Genomic DNA, 17,048 nt, shown 5'->3' on the forward strand with positions numbered 1-17,048 from the left:
GTGTCGCAGTATCGCCTGGGATTGCCCTGGAATCAGGAAACTGGAGAGCGTAAGCGGCTGATCGCGGTATCGATACTGCTGTTGCCGCTGTTTGTGCTGGTAGCCGGTTACATCACCTGGGTTGAATTGCCGGAAATCGAGCGCGAGGAGAGAGAAGCCCTGCCGCCGCAGCTCGCCAGACTGGTGGTAGAGCAGGAACCGCCGCCACCGCCGCCACCCGAGCCGGAAGAAAAACAACCGGAGCCTGAGCCAGAACCTGAGCCGGAAGAACCGGAGGTGGTAGAGCCGGAACCAGTGCCACCAGCACCCGAGCCCGAGCCTCAACCGGAACCTGAGCCGGAACAGGAAATAGCGGAAGCGCCCGAGCCAACTGAACAGGAAGTGGAAAAGGCCCGGGAAAAAGCCAAGAGCACGGGCATCCTTGCGATGGGGGACGAGTTGTCCCGGCTTGCGACCCTGGGTAAATCGGTCAAGCTGGACGCACCATCCACCGTAACCGCCGAACCCATTGCCCGCAAAACCGGCGATGCGTTGGCCCAGCGGGCGGACTCGGGTCGAAGCTCTGGCGTGGACGAGTCGCAACTTGAGCAGGAGAGTCGCCAGATTGCCCTGGCGGAGCGGCAGCAGGCGGAAGTGGAACAGGCCGAAGAGATTGTCGCCGAAGCCCGTCAGGCCGAGCGAAAACGCGAAGTCGCCAAACAGCGGCGTACCCGGGAAGCGGTCGAGCGCACCCTGGATGAAAACAAATCGGTCATTCTCAGCATCTATTACCGCGAGTTGCGCCGTCAGCCGTCACTGCAGGGCAACGTGACACCGGAGCTGGTGATTGAAGAGAACGGCGCCGTATCAAGCTGTGATGTGGTGTCTTCCACCGTTGATGAGCCCGGGCTGGAGCAGAAAATCTGCAACCGTCTGCGACTGGTTAATTTCGGTGCCCGCCCGGGCGTCGAGACCATGACAATCCGCTATCCCATTGAGCTGTTACCCGGCTGAGTCCGGGAACGGCTTTTTAACCCCGCTATCGCTTGCCCCCGGCAAGGGCCAACACCAGACTGACAGCGGCCGAGGCCGTCAGCGCCCCCACAAATGGCCAGAGTGTTGGAATCGCGCCCGGAAAGCTGGCCGCTTCCAGGCCTGCCATCAGGCTACCGCCGGTGATCCAGCCAGGCGCAATAGCGCCAACCAGTCCTGCCAGGCCGCCCAACACGGCCGCTTGCGTGGTCATTCGGCGCCATAGCCCCATCAGCACCGGAACAATCGCCGTTGCACACAGCAGGTCGGCAATCAGGAACAGCCGCAGCACCGAGATTCCCTCCAGTGCGACCAGCACCACCGGCACCATCAGCACCGCGGTAACCCAGCGCGCCGCCGACAGCGACAACCCCTTTTTTTCAGTGACCGCCAGCGATGCGAAGGCGTTCTGTAAGGTATCGACAGAAGAGGCCACCAGGGTCAGCGCCAGAATCAGGGCCGGTAGCGCCAGCCAGCTGGACGCACCGGAAAGCAAGGCGAAAAACGGAATGGGCGGTGACCCCAGATCCACTCCACTCATGGCAGCTACGATCCCAAGGCTGCCAACGACGGCGACTACCACAATGGTGGCCAGCCCACCGATCAGAGCACCACTGCGAAGAGAACCGACGTCCCTGGCGGACCAGAGTCGCTGCCAGTATCCCTGGTGAAACAGGTTGGCGGCGGTTACGGCAATAACCAGCGTGAGGGCGACGCCAAGCGCGTTGCCAATCGGGGCGCTGGGCATGGAAGCCGGCTTCAGCTCCGGCAGGTGCCCAACCACGGCAAACCCGACGATTCCGAGAAGCGCAATCAGCAGCCCCGCCTGCCACTGGTCCGTGACGATGCTTGCCCGCAAACCACCCCAGGCAGTGTAGGCCAGCGTGGTGATGGCCACGCCAAGAACCGCAAGGTTGCCGTTCACGTCAGACAACAGGGAGGTGATCGCGCCTATGGCGGTCAGCTCTGCGGTCAGGAAGCACAGCATGTAGAGCACAGAAATCAGCGCTACATAGCGCCGGACCGTGTTGCCGTAACAGGCCTGGGCGAACTCCCCGATGCTGCGTCCCTGTGGAAGGTACCTGCGAATAGCTGGCCCGCAGAGTCCGAACACGATAAAGGGCAGGGCGGCGCCAATGGCATAGCCTGCCAGAGCCACCGGGCCCACAAGGGCGCCGATTTCCGGCGGCGCAAACAGAATCCAGCCGCCCATGCCCGAGGCCAGAAACGATAGCCCCAATGCCCGCGAGCCCTGGGAGTTGCGGGCGGTGACAAAATCGTCCAGGCCGCCGTCGGCGAGTCTGGCCCTGAGCCCCAGCCAGGTGAAAAGCAGCAGCGCAGCGGCCAGGGCAGCAATGGTGGTGTAAAGCATTCGTGGGTCTCCATGGGTGGCAGGGTAGCGGGCGGCATGAACCAGTTCTCAAATCCCGGTAAAAGGGCCGCGGGTGCACCGGCAGATTTGAGGCACAGTTATCTTTAAGAGAGTAATGAATTCGGTATCTTACCGTAACAACATGTAACTCGGAAAACGTCATGTCTAATAATAACAGGGACTTCGCCTGACCATGCTGTTGGTACTCGCCGGATCAATCCTTTCTTTTACGATGGCCCAGGAAGCTGTGGTTGTTGAGCCTTTCGAGAAAGGCGCCATCGTGATCGAGCAGGATATCGATGCCAGCCCGATCGAGCTGAGAACCGACACCCGTGTGGAACCCCTGGTAGAACAGAAATTCCGCAATATCGTCCGTCAGGCCTATGACTATAGCTGCGGCAGTGCAGCGCTGACGACGGTTCTGAACTTTTACCTTGGCCGCTCCCTCGGTGAGCGTCAGGTGATGGAGGGCCTCCTGCATTACGGCGAAAGCGAGCGCATTGTTGAGCGCCGGGCTTTTTCCATGCTGGACATGAAACGACTGGTCACCGCGCTGGGATATCCCGCGGGCGGCTTCCGCGCCACCATTGATGACCTGATCGATCTGGACCACCCGGCCATCGTTCCCATCAACCACGCCGGCTTCAAGCATTTTGTGGTGTTGCGAACCATCCGTGAAGGACGGGTTTTCATTGCTGATCCGGCGGTGGGCAACATCTCGTTCACTCTCGCGCAGTTTGAAGAAAAGTGGGACGACAATGTTCTGTTCATTGTGTTTCCGGGCGGCGACAAGCCTCTGGATTATCTGGAACTGAAAGAAGAAGACCTGCGCTATGTGGATGATCAGACGCTAACACTGATGGCGTTACAACAGATGCCGGCCTTCCACGAAGCCACCGAGCGCCGAATTCGCAACGAGCTGGAACGTCAGAAGAACAATCCGGATGGCAGTGTCGAGAACACCCGTAAAGAGCTGTTCTATCGTCGGAATTAATAACGCCGGAATCACCGTGCCGTGGTTGTCTGCGGTACAGGAACCATTACTCGTAATCATAAGGGAGTCAGGATGAATCGTTGGGTTGTGCGAGGTTTAATCCTTTTTTCCGTGACTGGCCTTTTTTCCACCATGGCACTGTCGCAGGAAGGGAACGTTGACGACGCGAGGGAAGCGCTTGCCCGCCAGGAAGGGGACGAAGATTCCTCGAAGCAGCTTGAAGAGGTGTTCCAGGCAGCAGAGAACAGCTATTCGCTGCAGAAAAAAGGCACCCACTCCCTCAATTACTCTTTTGACTACACCTACACCGGTGATCAGCGCCTGGATGCGGAAATCCGCGATGGCAGCATCCGTCAGCTGGATATTACTCCAAGCGCAACCCACAGCTTTACCAATGCCTTCTCCTACGATTACGGACTGCTGGATAACCTGACGATAGGCACCCGGTTTCCGCTGGTGGTCAAATACGACACCCAGGACGAGCTGAGTATTTATGATGTCGGTGACGTTTCCGCAACGGCGCGCTGGCAGCCATTTCCCTACGTGCCGGGCAAGATGTCCACGACGCTGTTCGGGTCTTTCTCGAGCAAGACCGGCGTCAGCCCTTACGAAATCGACATTGATGAGCAGTTGTCTACTGGCAGCGGTTATTACTCGTTGTCCGGTGGCGTCAGTTTCTCCAAGGTTCTTGACCCGGTAGTGGTCTTCGGCTCGACCAGCATGAGCTATAACCTCGCCCAGACCGGGCTTGATCAGGTTCGCGGTGGCCGCCGCCTGATTGAGGTTGAGCCTGGTTTCGGTGTTTCCGGTTCCGGTGGTTTTGCCTACTCACTGTCCTATGATCTTTCCCTGAGTATCTCGGCGCAGGTCAGCTACAACGACGAGACGGTATTGACCTTTGCCGACAACTCCCAGGCGGTTGCCCAGGACCAGATGACCGGTTTCCTCAACATGTCGCTTGGTACCCGTATCAGCGACACCATGATTGTGAATACCAGTCTCGGTATCGGTCTGACCGAAGACGCCCCTGATTTCTCCCTCGGCGTGTCCATGCCTATTCAATTTTCTGGCCTTAAAGAGTGATTCCAGGCACTGACGCATTACGGAAAGGGACGATTTCATGTTAACTACCAGCCTGAAAAAAAGGATGCTTGGCGTTCTGGCGGTTTGTGCGCTGTCTGGCGGAGCCCAGGCGCAGCTGACCCAGAACCTGACTCTGCACCCCAAGGCACTGGCGTTGGGCAATGCGGTGACGGCCGATCCCCCCGGGATCATGGCAATCCATTACAACCCGGCGGGGCTGACCAAGCTGGAAGGACGCCAGCTTGAAGTGGTTCTGATGAACATCTATCTGGACATTGATGCCGACTTTTCGGCGCCGGACGGCTACGAGATATTCGGTATCGACGGCCTGGAAACCGACCCCATGACCGGAGAGCAACGTGACCCGGTGGCCAATTCCAGTAGTCATACCAACAACGTTGCACTTTACCTACCCGGCTTCGGTATTCTGCGTGCACCACCGGGGCCTGCGGTTGCGCCCTCTGCGGGTATCAGCATCAACCCGCCCGGTTCGAAACTGACTTTCGGTAACGCCTTCTTCCTGCCAATGGCGGCCGGCTTCTATCGGGACAAGAACGACCCGGGCCGGTATATGCCCCAGGCCACGGCGCTTCAGCGCACCACTTATCTGTCGCCGACCGTGGGCTACGAAATCAACGACAAATGGGCGGTGGGTGCCGGTATTCATATATCCCATATGGGCCTGGCGGCGGACCAGTATATGCGCGCACCGAACCTGCTTCTGGGCGTTGCCGAAACCCTGCAGACGGCCTTTAACTGTGAAAGTGGCGAAGAGCCCCTGCAGCCCTGGCTGGCCCTGTGCGGCGGTAACATCGGCCCCTGGGACGACATCGGCGTGCTCAGCCTTAACATGCAGGAAACCGTTTCGCCAACCTACGCTCTGGGCGTTATGTGGGAACCGACAGACTGGTTCCGCTGGGGTGCCAGCTACACATCCGAAGCTGACATGAACATGAAGGGCACCTTTGAAATCCAGTACACGGATGACTGGTCCGGGTTCTGGCAGCGCCTGAACAATTCGGTGCTTGGTGCCATCTCGTCCGCCATTCTGAGCCTACCCTCGGGGGCGCCAAGGGAAGCCGGCAACGTTTCCATGGATCTGACGTACCCCCAGCATTTTCAGACCGGCGTCAGTGTGGACGTTCACCCAAAACTGACCGTCAACGTTGATGTGGGCTGGACGGATTTCAAGCAGTGGGATGCATTTAACCTGCGTTTCGACCGCAACCTTGAATTTCTGGGTGCCGCGCGGATTCTGTCAACCAATGCGACTCAGAGCACGCTCAGCCTGCCACTGGGCTTCACCGATCAGTGGAACTGGGGATTTGGCCTGGAATTTCACGCAACCGACCGGCTTGACCTGAGAGCCGGTCTAGAGATCCGGGATTCGGTCATTCCCGATGATCAGCGCCAGATTCTTGCACCTTTCGGCGGAGCCAACCTGTACAGCGTGGGCATGGGTTACCGCTGGGACCGGGATACGGAAATTGACCTTAATCTCAGTTATCTTCAGTCCATCGAGACCATTCCGGCGAATGGCAGTTGCAACCTGAACTGCGATAACATCACCAATATTATCTACAACCCCTATGCCGGGCTGGATGTTAAAACATCGCTGCGGGCTGTTCTGGCGGGGCTGAGTTTCCGTACCAAATTCTGATTCTGCAGCGCCTCCATGTGTTGCGCCGGGTAGATAGCGGGGCCGAATGAATCGTGGTTTTCTGATTGTTTCTTTGCTGGCGGCTATGCTGTCGGGTTGCCAGATGCCCGGCGGCGAACCCTCGGGTGCCCGGGACGGCTATTTCACCTGGGTTGACGAGCAGGGTCAGGTGCGCCAGACGCCCATACCGGGCAGCAAGTCTCCCGACCAGGATGACAGGGCAGAGCAAAGCTCTGGTTCCTGGAGTAGGGCATCCTCGGGTAATCCTTCAGATGCGTCGGAAGAATCGTCCGGTTCCGGCACTCACCCGGAATTCAATCTTGAGAATTTCCCAGATGGCAACGCCCTCGAAGAAAGGGGCTATGTCCGCCCAGGTGACCCGGAGCCCTATTTCACATGGCGCGATGCCCAGGGGAATGTGCGGGTCAGCTACTATCAGCCGGATACCCGCACTGCCGTTGAAAAAGGTGAGATCGAGCCGCCGCTTGAGCTGACAGGAGCCAGCATTTACCAGAGCGTCAGAGAAGGGAAAATGGGGGGAGCCGCCCGGGACCCCGAAAATGCCCGTCTGCCAGAGGGCGCTGACCCACTGGCAGCGGCTGTGCTCGGGCTGGAAGAAAGCGAGGCTCCTTTTTTCGAGCGCTGGTCCGAGGCCTGTTGCGAGACGCTCGATCGCTCGGACTACCTTGAGTGGGAGCCCGGTCGCGAATTTGGCATCAACCTTCGCCAGACGTCTGCAAGCCACCCGTTCATCACCGGTGAAAGCCACTACCGGCTGGTGGAATTGCCGCAGGGAGCCGGGGTCGAGGACTTTATACTGAGGCTGCGTTCGTTTGATCAGAAGGGTCTGTTCGTGCCCTCGGTAGCGTTTCTGAACGGTGAGTTCGAACCGCTGCGGCTGATCACCAATCTGGCGGCGGAATTCGTGCCTGAATCCTGGAGCCAGCATGGCTTTCTCCGCGCCTATATTCCGGTCTTCCCGAGCCGTGGAGAGCGCTGGTTGCTCGTATACACTACAGCGGACGACATCGAAGGCCAGACAGTGATCGATACCCGTTATGGGCCCCGGGCCATCAAACATCAGCCCACAGGCGAGCTGGGGCTGATGAAGGTGGAACAATAGCGCAGCCCGCTGGTATTAATCCTCCGGCTGGCTGAGGTCTACCCACTGCTGGGAAAGCCAGTAAAAAGTTCCTTTGCCGGCCGGGTAGGTGCAGTTGTAGCGGAAGCGGCGGCTGTTGAATTCAGCCGGTGGCGTCAGACTGATGTCCCGTTGATTGTTCACCTCAAACTCAACCGCACCCTGGCCCGAGGCAAAACAGGTCAGCCGGTTGGCATCCATGGATTCCGGCAGGGTAAAGCTCAGAGTCGGCGGGTTCTCTTCCATGACGCCGTCTGGAAGTTGTTCCGCATCCACCGGCAAGGCCCTACTGGTCAGCTTGGTTTGCAGGGTCTTGATCTGGCCATAGGCATTTGCCATGGGAAAGCGGGGCAGCCTGGTGTTGTGGGAATCTTCGCCAATCGCACCGGATTGCTGCCCATATCCAAGCCAGCCCCGGTCCTGAAGCATCTGTTCCAGCTCTTCGCTGAATTCACCGTAGGGATAGGCAAACATCGGGACCTGAACGCCCAGCCTTTGGTCAAGAACCTCCTGTGCCCCGTCGAGGCTTTCTGTCACCCGGTTTTTCCAGCTGTCGTGGGATTCGTCCGGGCGGCGCACCATGTGGGCGTGGTCGGTGCTGTGGTTGGCAATGGTGATGTTCTCGTTATTGCGGAACTCTTCAAGCTCGGCCCAGGTCATGTAGCCTTTTTTGCCCACAGCGTCGGTATTCACGAACACCGTGAAAGGGTAGCCTTTTTCGGCCAGCATTGGCGCCGCTGTGGTGTATACGGATTCGTAGGCATCATCAAAGGTGATCGCGATCTGCTGTTTGTCGCCCAGTTTTCCGTCAAGGGCATCGGTGGTGCCGGATTGCAGTGGAACCACGTCCAGCCCGAGTTCTTCAATCAGGTCCAACTGGTCTTCAAACAGGGCAACGCCGGTACTGGTCGACGACGGCGTGGAGTCACTGACGTGATGATACTGAAGCGCCACCAGGTCGGCGCTGGCCTGGGTTGCCGCTGTTGTCAACAGCACCGACACGAAGACTGACAAACCGGATTTCCTGATCATGATGGCTCCTGGTATTAATCCTGAAAGTGGGCTTTGAGAACGCTGAAGGCGCTGTTGAGAGTCTGAATGGCTTCTGTTTCACCGCCCCTGTCCGGGTGAGCCTGCATTACGGCGCGGCGGAAGCGGTATTTGACCTCATCGAAGGAGATCGGAACGGTGTCAAAACCGAATACCCCGGCGGCCTCCAGGGCTTCCCCTTGCGCAGGCCGCCGACCGTGCCTTCCGGACCAGAAATCATCCATCATGCGGAGAATGGAATCCTCGGGCATGCGGTACCGGGACAGGTCGAGGTAAAAGGCGCGAAGCGGGTCCGGCGCGTCAACGGAACCGGTACCACCGACCACGTCCTGACGGCACAGGCGGATCAGCAGGGGTGAGATGGTCAGCGCTTCGTCTGATCCGGCCAATTGATCCCGCAGGCGGTACAACACGTGGAATATCAGGAAGTGGACGGGGTAGAGTTTGTCGGGTTCGGCATAGTTCACTGGCCCGATCAATTCCCAGGGTGGCTGTTGCAGAGCCTTGATCAGGTGCAGTTCGCTGATTCCTTCGGGCTGCTGCCGCAGAATCCGTTCGACAGCCACCGCCAGGTGTTGTACCTGAAACGCCAGCTTTTCCTGCTGTTGGTCTTCCTGATTGGGCGCTACATCCAGATTATTCATAGGGCTATCCTAAGCGACCTGCGGTGTTCAGGAAAGGGTCGTCGCGGGTTTGTTCCCCGCAGATGCACGCGTATAATCCACGGCTCACTGACCTGATGAACGGACTGTCTATGTCTGATGTTGTAACCGCCACCTCTGATTCTGTTGCTCTGTCGCAAGCCGAGAAAAAGCAGAAGTACGAATTCAACAAGCTGCAGAAGCGTCTGCGCCGGGAAACCGGGCAGGCCATTGCCGATTATTCGATGATTGAGGCGGGCGACAAGGTCATGTGCTGCCTGAGCGGCGGCAAGGACTCCTATGCCATGCTGGATATTCTGATGGGTCTGCAGAAGAGCGCGCCGGTGGCTTTCGAGCTGATTGCCGTGAACCTGGACCAGAAGCAACCGGGTTTTCCGGAGGAAGTTCTGCCGCAATACCTGTCCGAGCTGGGTATCGAATATCACATCATTGAGAAAGACACCTACAGCATCGTCAAAGACAAGATTCCTGAAGGCAAAACCACCTGTGGTCTCTGTTCACGCCTGCGCCGTGGCATTCTCTACAATTTTGCCGAGGAACACGGCGTGACCAAGATCGCGCTGGGGCACCACCGGGACGACCTGCTGGAAACCCTTTTCCTGAACATGTTCTACGGCGGCAAGCTCAAATCCATGCCACCGGTGCTGCACAGTGATGACGGGCGCAATACGGTGATCCGGCCACTGGCCTATTGCCGAGAGAAAGACCTGGCCCGATACGCGCGGATGAAAGAGTTTCCGATTATTCCCTGCAATCTGTGCGGATCTCAGGAGAACCTGCAGCGTCAGGTCATCAAGGATATGTTCCAGTCCTGGGACAAACAGCACCCAGGACGGCTGGAAACCATGTTCAGGGCCATGTGTAACGTTGAGCCATCGCACCTTGCGGACAATAACCTCTATGATTTCCGCAACGGTGAGCGCCGGGGCCAAAGCTCGGCCGCCGTCGGTCAGGCCGGGCCCGAGCCGGTGGATTACGGCCGGCTTAATGTCCTGAATGTGTAAGATGCATCAGCGGCAGGGTCCAGATGCCGAAGCCGATCAGCAACACGGCGGTCAGTTGACGGAAGCGTGAATTGCCTTTAAGCCGGTTAATCCAGCCGGCCGCGTAGCCGGTGGCAAGCATTGAGGGCAGGGTGCCCAGGCCAAAAAACAGCATGGTCATTGCCGCGCTGCCGACTGACGGCTGCAGCGCCGCCCAGCCCAGGGTGCTGTAGATCAGCCCGCAGGGCAGCCAACCCCAGAGGCCACCAAGAATCAGGGCTTTCCAGGTCCGGTCCACCGGCATCACGCGGCGGGTCAGTGGCGAGACTTTCTTCCAGACCGGTGACCCCAGGCGCTCCACATACCGTATTCCCTGCCACCACCGCCCCATGGAGAGCCCCATCAGAATCAGCAGGCTTCCCGCCAGGGTGCGCAGTATCGGGCCAATGCTGGCGTACTGATCGGCTGCACTGGTGCTCAGTAGTGCCACCAGCGTGGCAATGGCCACATAGCTGGCAATGCGCCCCCCGTTGAACGCAAGCAGCATCAGGGTCTGCCGACGCCTGTAGCCGGCACCGACCGGCAGGGCCATGGACAGGGACGCGCTGATGCCGCCACACATGCCGAGGCAGTGGGCACTGCCCATCAGGCCGATCAGGTAGGCGCTGGTATAACTGAGGACGAGTTCGCTTTCCATCAGGTTCTGCGTTCGTCCTCTTCCTCTGTTCTGTCGTCGGCCTTGTCACTATCGCCAGGGTTGTTGGCCGCAGTTCTCTGGTCCGGCTGTTTTGCGTCTTCGGGTATCCTGTCTTCATCATCGTCGTACAGAATCCGGTGGGCGGGGCCTTCCAGGTCGTCGTACTGGCCGTTCTTTACCGCCCAGGAAAACAGCAGGATGCCAAAGGCCACCAGAATCAGCATTACCGGAACCAGAATCATCACGATTTTCATAAGTCAGCCTGTAAGGTTGCGGAAGCGTTGTTGGCCCGACTGAGCCGCAGGGCATTGAGTACCACCACCAGCGAGCTCAGGGACATACCAATGGCCGCAAGCCAGGGTGGCACCAGGCCAGCGGCGGCCAGCGGCAGGGCCAACACATTGTACGTCAGCGCCCAGACCATGTTCTGCCGGATAATTCTGCGCATCGAGCGGCTGGTGTAAAGCGCTTCCGGCAGTTCCGTTAACTGGCTGCTTAGCAGCACCGCATCGGCGTTGAGCTGGGTGAGGTCAGCGGCGCCTCCCATGGCAACGGATACTGTCGCACCTGCCATGGAGGGCAGATCGTTGAGTCCGTCGCCCACCATCATGACACGATGACCTTCTTCTATTAAACGCTTGAGCACCGCCAGTTTCTGTTCCGGCGAGGCTTCGCCAATGGCATCATCGATACCCAGTTGGGCCGCCACTCTGGCGACATGAGCGGACCGGTCGCCGCTAAGCAGGATAGTGCGAATGCCAGCCTGTTGCAGAGCTTTAACGGCGTCCACGGCGCCCTGACGCGGCTGGTCGTCAAGCACGAAACGGGCAAGCCAGCGATCAGCGGTTGCCAGCCATACTTCGACGCCCTCAGTTGGGGCAAGTTCCGGCGCCGGGGTAGCAGTGTGACTTTCTACAAACGCCCGGTGCCCGATAACCAGGGCCGCGCCCTCAACCTCGCCGGATAAACCCCCGCCCAGATGATTCTGGACTCTCCCTGCTCGGGTATGGGGAAATCCACGGAATGCCCGAGCTATGGGGTGTTCGGAAGACTGCTCCAGGCTGGCGGCCATTCGCAGGCAGTCAGCTTCCGACAGATCGGTCAATGTATCGGTGGCAGTCAGATGAAGTTCGCCACGGGTCAGGGTGCCGGTTTTATCGAAAACCACGGTATCTACCCGATGCATGGATTCCAGGGTGTGTCCCCGGGTGGGCAGAAACCCGCGTTTGCGCAGGCGCAGGGTTGCCGATGTGATGGCAGTCGGGGTGGCAAGGGACAGCGCACAGGGGCAGGTCACCACAAGTACCGACAGCATGATATCGAAGGCGTTGGTTGCGCCTGCCAACCACCAGCCCAGGCCAATCAGCGGTGTGATCAACAGGACCTGTCCCACGAAACGCCCGGCGAGCCGGTCCGCAAGCAGCGCCACCGGGGGTTTTTCTGCCTGTACCCGGTCCAGTATTCGAAGGATGCCCGATAGACGGGTGCGGGCCCCTGCCCGGGTGACCCGTATTTCAACGGGGTGTTCCCCGTTCACGCTGCCGCCGTGGACCTGATCACCGGGGCCGCGGGTTTCGGGCAGGTACTCTCCGGTCAGCACGGCTTCGTCAATGGTGGTCTCGCCGCTGGTGATGACGCCGTCGGCCGGAAGAGTTTCCCCGGGCCGCACCAGGATAATGTCGCCTTCCTGCAGCTCGTGAGCCGGCACGAGGTCGGTCTGGGTGCCGGCAACCCGGTTGGCCACTTCAGGCTGGAACCCTGCAAGGCTGTTACCCGTCAGCCCGGCCCGGTAACGTGCCCGGCTTTCGATGTAACGGCCAAGCAGCAGGAAGAAGGTGAACATGCATACCGATTCAAAATAGACCTCTTCACCACCCAGCACCGTGACCCAGGCACTTGCCGCATAGGCCAGGCCGATGGCCGTTGCCACGGGCACATCCATGGTAAAGTGCCTGCTGCGCAGGTCCCTTAAGGCATTGGAGAAGAAGGGTCGGGCGCTGTAGAAAACCACCGGCGTGGCCACCAGCAGGCTGAACCAGCGAAAGAAGTCCACGAAATCGGTCGAAAGGTCGCTAACCAGTTCAAAGTACATGGGAAAGGCCAGCATCATGCTCTGGAACGAGCCAATCCCGGCGACCGTCAGGCGAATCAGCATCGCCCGGTTCTCTGCTTTCAGCGCCTGTTCGGCATCGTCTGCCCGGTAGGGTCGGGCGGTATAGCCCAGGCGGAAAACGGCCATCAGCAGGTCGCTCAACAGACTCTGGCTGGCATCCCATACCAGCCGCGCGCGCTGCGTCGTGTGGTTAACTGAGAACGACACTACCCCGGCCTGCTTTGCCATATGGTGCTCAAGCAGCCAGATACAGGCCGAACAGGTGATGCCGCCCATCAACAGCGTGGCTTCCTGACCACCCCTGACCGGCACAACAAATGAGGATTGCACAAGCGTGTGGTCAAGTTCACGAAGCCGGCTGATTTCAGAGTCGGTCAGTTTTCTGGGGGTAAGCGCAGGTTCAGTCCGAAAATTGTAAAAGCCCGACAGCCCTTCCGCGGTGATGGTCTGGAAAACCGCTTTGCAGCCTTCGCAGCAGAAACGGTGGGTTTCACCATGGTGCTCAAGGGTAATGGCCGGAGAGCCTTCGGCCGGCTCCCCGCAGTGAAAACACTCGGCAATGCTCACCCGCGATCGTCAGTCCGGTCGCCGAGAATGAGGTTTCGGGACATCGGCAGGTTGGCCTCGCCCTTCAGGCGCCAGTCGTTATCGGGCCCACGCAGATCAAAGTACCAGCGGCCATCAATGGGCTGGCTCAGATTGGCCGTATACTGGCCTTCGCCAGAGGGGCGGAACTGAATGGTGCGGTCAAACTCGGTCAGGGTCGGGTGGAACAGGTTAAGCACCACGTAAGGGAAATCCGCATTACCGGTAGCGGCATCCATGGTCAGGCTGGCGGTTCGCTCATCGAAATCCAGGCTGGCGGTCAGGCCCATGGCACGGGCGGTTTCGTCCCTGGCCCGCTCCATGGCGATTCCGCGTCCCTGTTTGGAGTAGTCATCGGTCACCATGGAACTGTCGATGTTCAGAGCGACCGTGATCATGGAGATGCACCAGATGATGGCGGCACCCGGAAAAATCAGCAGGAACCAGAACCAGGGCTGCTTGTACCAGGGGCTGACGATCTCTTCATTGCTCATAATTGGGTTTTCCAGTGTTCGTTCAGCGGTTAGGACCGACAAACCGGCTTTCAGTTTCCAGCACCAGGGATGGATCGGTTTCCGATGTCATCGTGAAAATGATGTTATTGCTGGAACTTGAAATGACATCCGGGTCCACGTCTACGACAGTAGGCAACGCGCGGTTGTCGCTGCTGTCTACGGTAATTGAAGTGTCGGTAAGAATCTGCGCGGTCTCCATGCCAGACACGGAAATGCTGAAGGTCTGCGGTACTTCTGTCATGTTGCCGATTCTCAGTGTGTAGGTGTTCTCAACCCGGCCCTGGCCGTTAAATTTGAACAGGGCGCCACGGTCGCGCTCCACATCCAGCGTCGCGGGAACCCGGGTTGCGATGGTGTAGCCCATGGCCAGAATCATCAGTATCAGCGCCAGGCCGTAACCAAAGGTGCGTGGCCGCATCAGTTTTGACGGCTTGCCCTCCAGCTCGTTTTCCGTGGTGTAACGGATGAGCCCGCGCGGATAGTTCATCTTGTCCATCACTTCATCGCAGGCGTCAATGCACAGCGCGCAGCCAATGCACTCGTATTGCAGCCCGTCACGAATGTCGATGCCGGTAGGGCATACCTGTACGCACTGGCCGCAATCGATACAGTCACCAAGGCCAAGTTCCGTCGGGTCTGCGCCTTTTTTCCGGCTACCCCGTGGTTCGCCCCGATTCGGGTCATAGGACACCACCCGGGTGTCCGGATCGAACATCACAGACTGGAAGCGTGCGTAGGGACACATATACAGGCAGACCTGCTCACGCATCCAGCCTGCGTTCAGGTAGGTAGCGGCGGTGAAAAAAGCAACCCAGAACCAGGCCCAGCCGTTGGCCTGGAAGGTAAGCAGGTCGGCGATCAGATCCCGTATTGGGTAGAAGTAGCCAACAAAGGTCAGGCCGGTGGCCAGGGCAATCAGCAGCCAGGCCAGATGCTTTGCTGATTTCTTGGCAACCTTGACGCCGGATTTGGGCGCCTTGTCGAGCTTTATACGCTGGCTCCGGCTGCCCTCAATGCGTTCTTCCACCCACATGAAAATGAAGGTCCATACGGTCTGCGGGCAGGTGTACCCGCACCAGACGCGACCGAAAAGGGTGGTGATGAAAAACAGTCCGAAGGCGCAGATAATCAGCGACCCGGAGAGCAGGATCAGGTCCTGGGGAAAGAAAGTGATACCGAAGAGATGGAACTCGCGGGCAGGCAGGTCAAAGTGAATCAGCGGCTGACCATCCACCGAAATCCAGACGAACAGGAAATACATGCCCATCAGCGCCGTCAGGCTGACGTTGCGGATTCTCTGAAAGAAGCCTTTGACTTCTTTGACGTAGATCTTCTTTCGACTGGCGTAGAGCTCTACAGTCCGGGTGTTATTTTTGTTATCGGAGGTGCCAGTGGAAGGGTCAATCTGTTTGACCGGAATCTCACTGCTCATCGTTACCTCCCGATGGTGAAACCGCTGCCGGGACCTGCGGTCCCGGCCTCTGGTTTATCTGGACAGGCTGTAAACGTAGGCTGCCAGAATCTGGATCTGGTCATCGGACAGACGATCGCTCTGGGCGGGCATCATGTTCTGACGGCCGTTGACAACGGTGTCCTTGATCCAGTCATAGGTTGAGCCATACAGCCAGGCGTCGTCGGTCAGGTTCGGAGCGCCAATACCCTGGTTGCCCTTGCCATCCGGCCCATGACAGGCGGCGCAGGCTTGAGCGTAGACCTGTTCGCCTTTTTTTGCAGCTTCTGGGTCCTCGGCACGATCGCTATAACTCAGGACAAAATTCACCACCTGATCAACCTGCGTTGGCGTCATGTTGGGCATGGTGCCCATGGCTGGCATAGCGCCGGCACGGCCATTGTGCAGGGTGGACAGGATGGAATCCGGGTCACCGCCGTATATCCAGGCGTCGTCGGTCAGGTTGGGAAAACCGATATTGCCGCGTCCGGCTGATCCGTGGCATACCGCACAATTGTTGGCAAACAGCCGCTGGCCGATCTGCATGGCATCGTCGTTGGTGTAAAGCTCTTCAACCGGTGTGTCGCCATAGCGGGCGTACAGCTCGCCGTAGCGGGCTTGTGCGATCTGCTGTTCCGCTTCCCACTGGTTTTCCTGGGTCCAGCCCAGTAGGCCCTTGTAATTGCCGAGGCCGGGATAGAGCGCCAGATAGGCCAGGGCAAACACGCAGGTTGCCACGAACAGGTAGTACCACCATTTCGGCAGCGGGTTGTCCAGTTCTTCGATACCGTCGAAAGAATGGCCGGTTGTGCGGTCAGTTTCTGAATCCGATGTCTGGTTCTTGCGGGTTTCGTATAGCAACCACCAGCAGCCGAAAACGGTCCCGAGCACGATCACGCTGATCCAGACGCTCCAGAAGGTACTCATCGCTTTTTCTCCGTCTTTTCCTGTTCAAGAGTACGCTTTTCCACCTCGTCATCATCGAAGGGAAGGTGGGCCGCTTCTTCGTTGGCGCGCTTCCGGCGGGCACTGTAGGCCCACCAGATAATGCCGAAGAACATGGCCATGATGATCAGTGTGTGTACGCCGCGTAACTCGTTTAAATCCATAGGGATCACCGTTTCTCTGAAATCACGGTACCAAGCTGCTGCAGGTAGGCAACCAGCGCATCAATCTCGAAGGTACCCTCAAGTTCTTCCGACGCATTCGCGATCTGCTCATCGGTGTAGGGCACGCCCAGTGTCTGCAGGGTCTTCAGCTTGTCTGCTGTTTTGGTGTGGTCGACCTTGTCGGTGAACAGCCACGGAAAAGCAGGCATGTTGGATTCAGGCACAACGCTACGAGGGTCATACAGATGCTGGCGCTGCCAGGCGTCAGAGTAACGACCCCCAACGCGTGCCAGATCCGGGCCTGTGCGCTTGGAACCCCAGAGGAACGGACGGTCGTAGACGAATTCGCCTGCCACCGAATAGTGCCCGTACCTTTCGGTTTCCGCCCGGAAAGGACGGATTTGCTGGGTGTGACAGACATGGCAGCCTTCACGGATGTAGATATCCCGGCCTTCAAGCTCCACCGCCGACAGGGGCTCGAGGCCCTCGACCGGCTCATTGGTTTCGTCGATGAAGAACAGCGGAACCACTTCCACCAGAAAGCCGCCACTGATGGTCAGAATGATCAGGAAGATCATCAGACCGATATTTTTTTCAATTACTTCGTGTTTCATCAGAGTCGT

At 58.6% G+C, this 17,048-nt stretch carries 17 protein-coding genes; 6 read left to right on the forward strand and 11 right to left on the reverse strand.

Annotated features, from left to right (window positions below; all coding sequences use genetic code 11):
* Positions 1-993 carry an AgmX/PglI C-terminal domain-containing protein gene (locus tag E5Q11_RS02305; RefSeq protein ID WP_135801777.1) on the forward strand — a complete coding sequence of 331 codons (993 nt, stop codon included), beginning with the start codon at positions 1-3 and terminating at the stop codon, positions 991-993.
* A gap of 25 nt (positions 994-1,018) precedes the next feature.
* Here E5Q11_RS02305 and E5Q11_RS02310 read toward each other — a convergent pair whose 3' ends face one another.
* Entirely contained in the window at positions 1,019-2,383 is a 1,365-nt protein-coding gene (locus tag E5Q11_RS02310) for a sodium:solute symporter family transporter (RefSeq protein WP_135801778.1), read from the reverse strand.
* Between the two features lie 193 nt (positions 2,384-2,576).
* On the opposite strand from E5Q11_RS02310, the gene E5Q11_RS02315 reads away from it, so the two are divergent.
* The 4 genes from E5Q11_RS02315 to E5Q11_RS02330 all read left to right on the forward strand — a co-directional run bounded on the left by E5Q11_RS02315 (position 2,577) and on the right by E5Q11_RS02330 (position 7,243).
* On the forward strand, positions 2,577-3,377 hold the full coding sequence (locus E5Q11_RS02315; RefSeq protein ID WP_135801779.1) for a C39 family peptidase: 801 nt from the start codon (positions 2,577-2,579) through the stop codon (positions 3,375-3,377).
* Positions 3,378-3,449: 72 nt separating this feature from the next.
* Positions 3,450-4,460, forward strand: a complete 1,011-nt coding sequence (locus tag E5Q11_RS02320) for a transporter (RefSeq protein ID WP_135801780.1) — start codon at positions 3,450-3,452, stop codon at positions 4,458-4,460.
* A gap of 37 nt (positions 4,461-4,497) precedes the next feature.
* On the forward strand, positions 4,498-6,120 hold the full coding sequence (locus E5Q11_RS02325; RefSeq protein WP_135801781.1) for an OmpP1/FadL family transporter: 1,623 nt from the start codon (positions 4,498-4,500) through the stop codon (positions 6,118-6,120).
* 46 nt (positions 6,121-6,166) lie between these two features.
* Positions 6,167-7,243, forward strand: a complete 1,077-nt coding sequence (locus E5Q11_RS02330; protein WP_135801782.1) for a MalM family protein — start codon at positions 6,167-6,169, stop codon at positions 7,241-7,243.
* Positions 7,244-7,258: 15 nt separating this feature from the next.
* Here E5Q11_RS02330 and E5Q11_RS02335 read toward each other — a convergent pair whose 3' ends face one another.
* Together E5Q11_RS02335 and E5Q11_RS02340 are read right to left on the reverse strand one after the other, a co-directional pair.
* A complete protein-coding gene (locus E5Q11_RS02335; RefSeq protein WP_135801783.1) occupies positions 7,259-8,293 on the reverse strand; it encodes a polysaccharide deacetylase family protein in 1,035 nt (344 codons plus the stop codon).
* Positions 8,294-8,307: 14 nt separating this feature from the next.
* Complete coding sequence (locus E5Q11_RS02340) at positions 8,308-8,955, reverse strand: DNA-J related domain-containing protein (protein ID WP_135801784.1); 648 nt, start codon at positions 8,953-8,955, stop codon at positions 8,308-8,310.
* A 110-nt stretch (positions 8,956-9,065) separates the two neighbouring features.
* Between E5Q11_RS02340 and ttcA the strand changes: the two genes are divergently transcribed.
* A complete protein-coding gene (gene ttcA / locus E5Q11_RS02345) occupies positions 9,066-9,977 on the forward strand; it encodes a tRNA 2-thiocytidine(32) synthetase TtcA (RefSeq protein ID WP_135801785.1) in 912 nt (303 codons plus the stop codon).
* Here ttcA and E5Q11_RS02350 read toward each other — a convergent pair.
* From E5Q11_RS02350 to ccoO, 8 genes are read right to left on the reverse strand one after another with little or no spacing between them, the layout of a single operon-like run.
* The gene (locus tag E5Q11_RS02350; RefSeq protein WP_135801786.1) at positions 9,958-10,653 is read right to left on the reverse strand and encodes a sulfite exporter TauE/SafE family protein; all 696 of its coding nucleotides are present in this window, start codon (positions 10,651-10,653) and stop codon (positions 9,958-9,960) included. The two genes, ttcA and E5Q11_RS02350, sit on opposite strands and share 20 nt — an antisense overlap.
* Positions 10,653-10,907, reverse strand: coding sequence for a cbb3-type cytochrome oxidase assembly protein CcoS (gene ccoS, locus E5Q11_RS02355; protein ID WP_135801787.1), 255 nt, complete (start codon positions 10,905-10,907; stop codon positions 10,653-10,655). The genes E5Q11_RS02350 and ccoS overlap by 1 nt, the downstream gene beginning before the upstream one ends.
* Positions 10,904-13,333 carry a heavy metal translocating P-type ATPase gene (locus tag E5Q11_RS02360; RefSeq protein ID WP_135801788.1) on the reverse strand — a complete coding sequence of 810 codons (2,430 nt, stop codon included), beginning with the start codon at positions 13,331-13,333 and terminating at the stop codon, positions 10,904-10,906. Before E5Q11_RS02360 ends, ccoS begins: the two co-directional genes overlap by 4 nt.
* Positions 13,330-13,845 (reverse strand): FixH family protein, encoded by a 516-nt coding sequence (locus tag E5Q11_RS02365; RefSeq protein WP_135801789.1) that lies wholly within the window; start codon positions 13,843-13,845, stop codon positions 13,330-13,332. Before E5Q11_RS02365 ends, E5Q11_RS02360 begins: the two co-directional genes overlap by 4 nt.
* Before the next feature lie 22 nt (positions 13,846-13,867).
* Positions 13,868-15,298, reverse strand: a complete 1,431-nt coding sequence (gene ccoG / locus E5Q11_RS02370) for a cytochrome c oxidase accessory protein CcoG (RefSeq protein WP_135801790.1) — start codon at positions 15,296-15,298, stop codon at positions 13,868-13,870.
* Between the two features lie 54 nt (positions 15,299-15,352).
* Positions 15,353-16,243, reverse strand: coding sequence for a cytochrome-c oxidase, cbb3-type subunit III (gene ccoP, locus E5Q11_RS02375; protein WP_135801791.1), 891 nt, complete (start codon positions 16,241-16,243; stop codon positions 15,353-15,355).
* Positions 16,240-16,425 carry a cbb3-type cytochrome oxidase subunit 3 gene (locus E5Q11_RS02380; protein WP_135801792.1) on the reverse strand — a complete coding sequence of 62 codons (186 nt, stop codon included), beginning with the start codon at positions 16,423-16,425 and terminating at the stop codon, positions 16,240-16,242. Before E5Q11_RS02380 ends, ccoP begins: the two co-directional genes overlap by 4 nt.
* Before the next feature lie 5 nt (positions 16,426-16,430).
* The gene (gene ccoO, locus E5Q11_RS02385; RefSeq protein WP_135801793.1) at positions 16,431-17,039 is read right to left on the reverse strand and encodes a cytochrome-c oxidase, cbb3-type subunit II; all 609 of its coding nucleotides are present in this window, start codon (positions 17,037-17,039) and stop codon (positions 16,431-16,433) included.
* Between the last annotated feature and the right edge of the window lie 9 nt (positions 17,040-17,048).

Origin of the sequence: Marinobacter confluentis (genome assembly GCF_004785685.1) — a bacterium.
GTDB lineage: Bacteria > Pseudomonadota > Gammaproteobacteria > Pseudomonadales > Oleiphilaceae > Marinobacter > Marinobacter confluentis.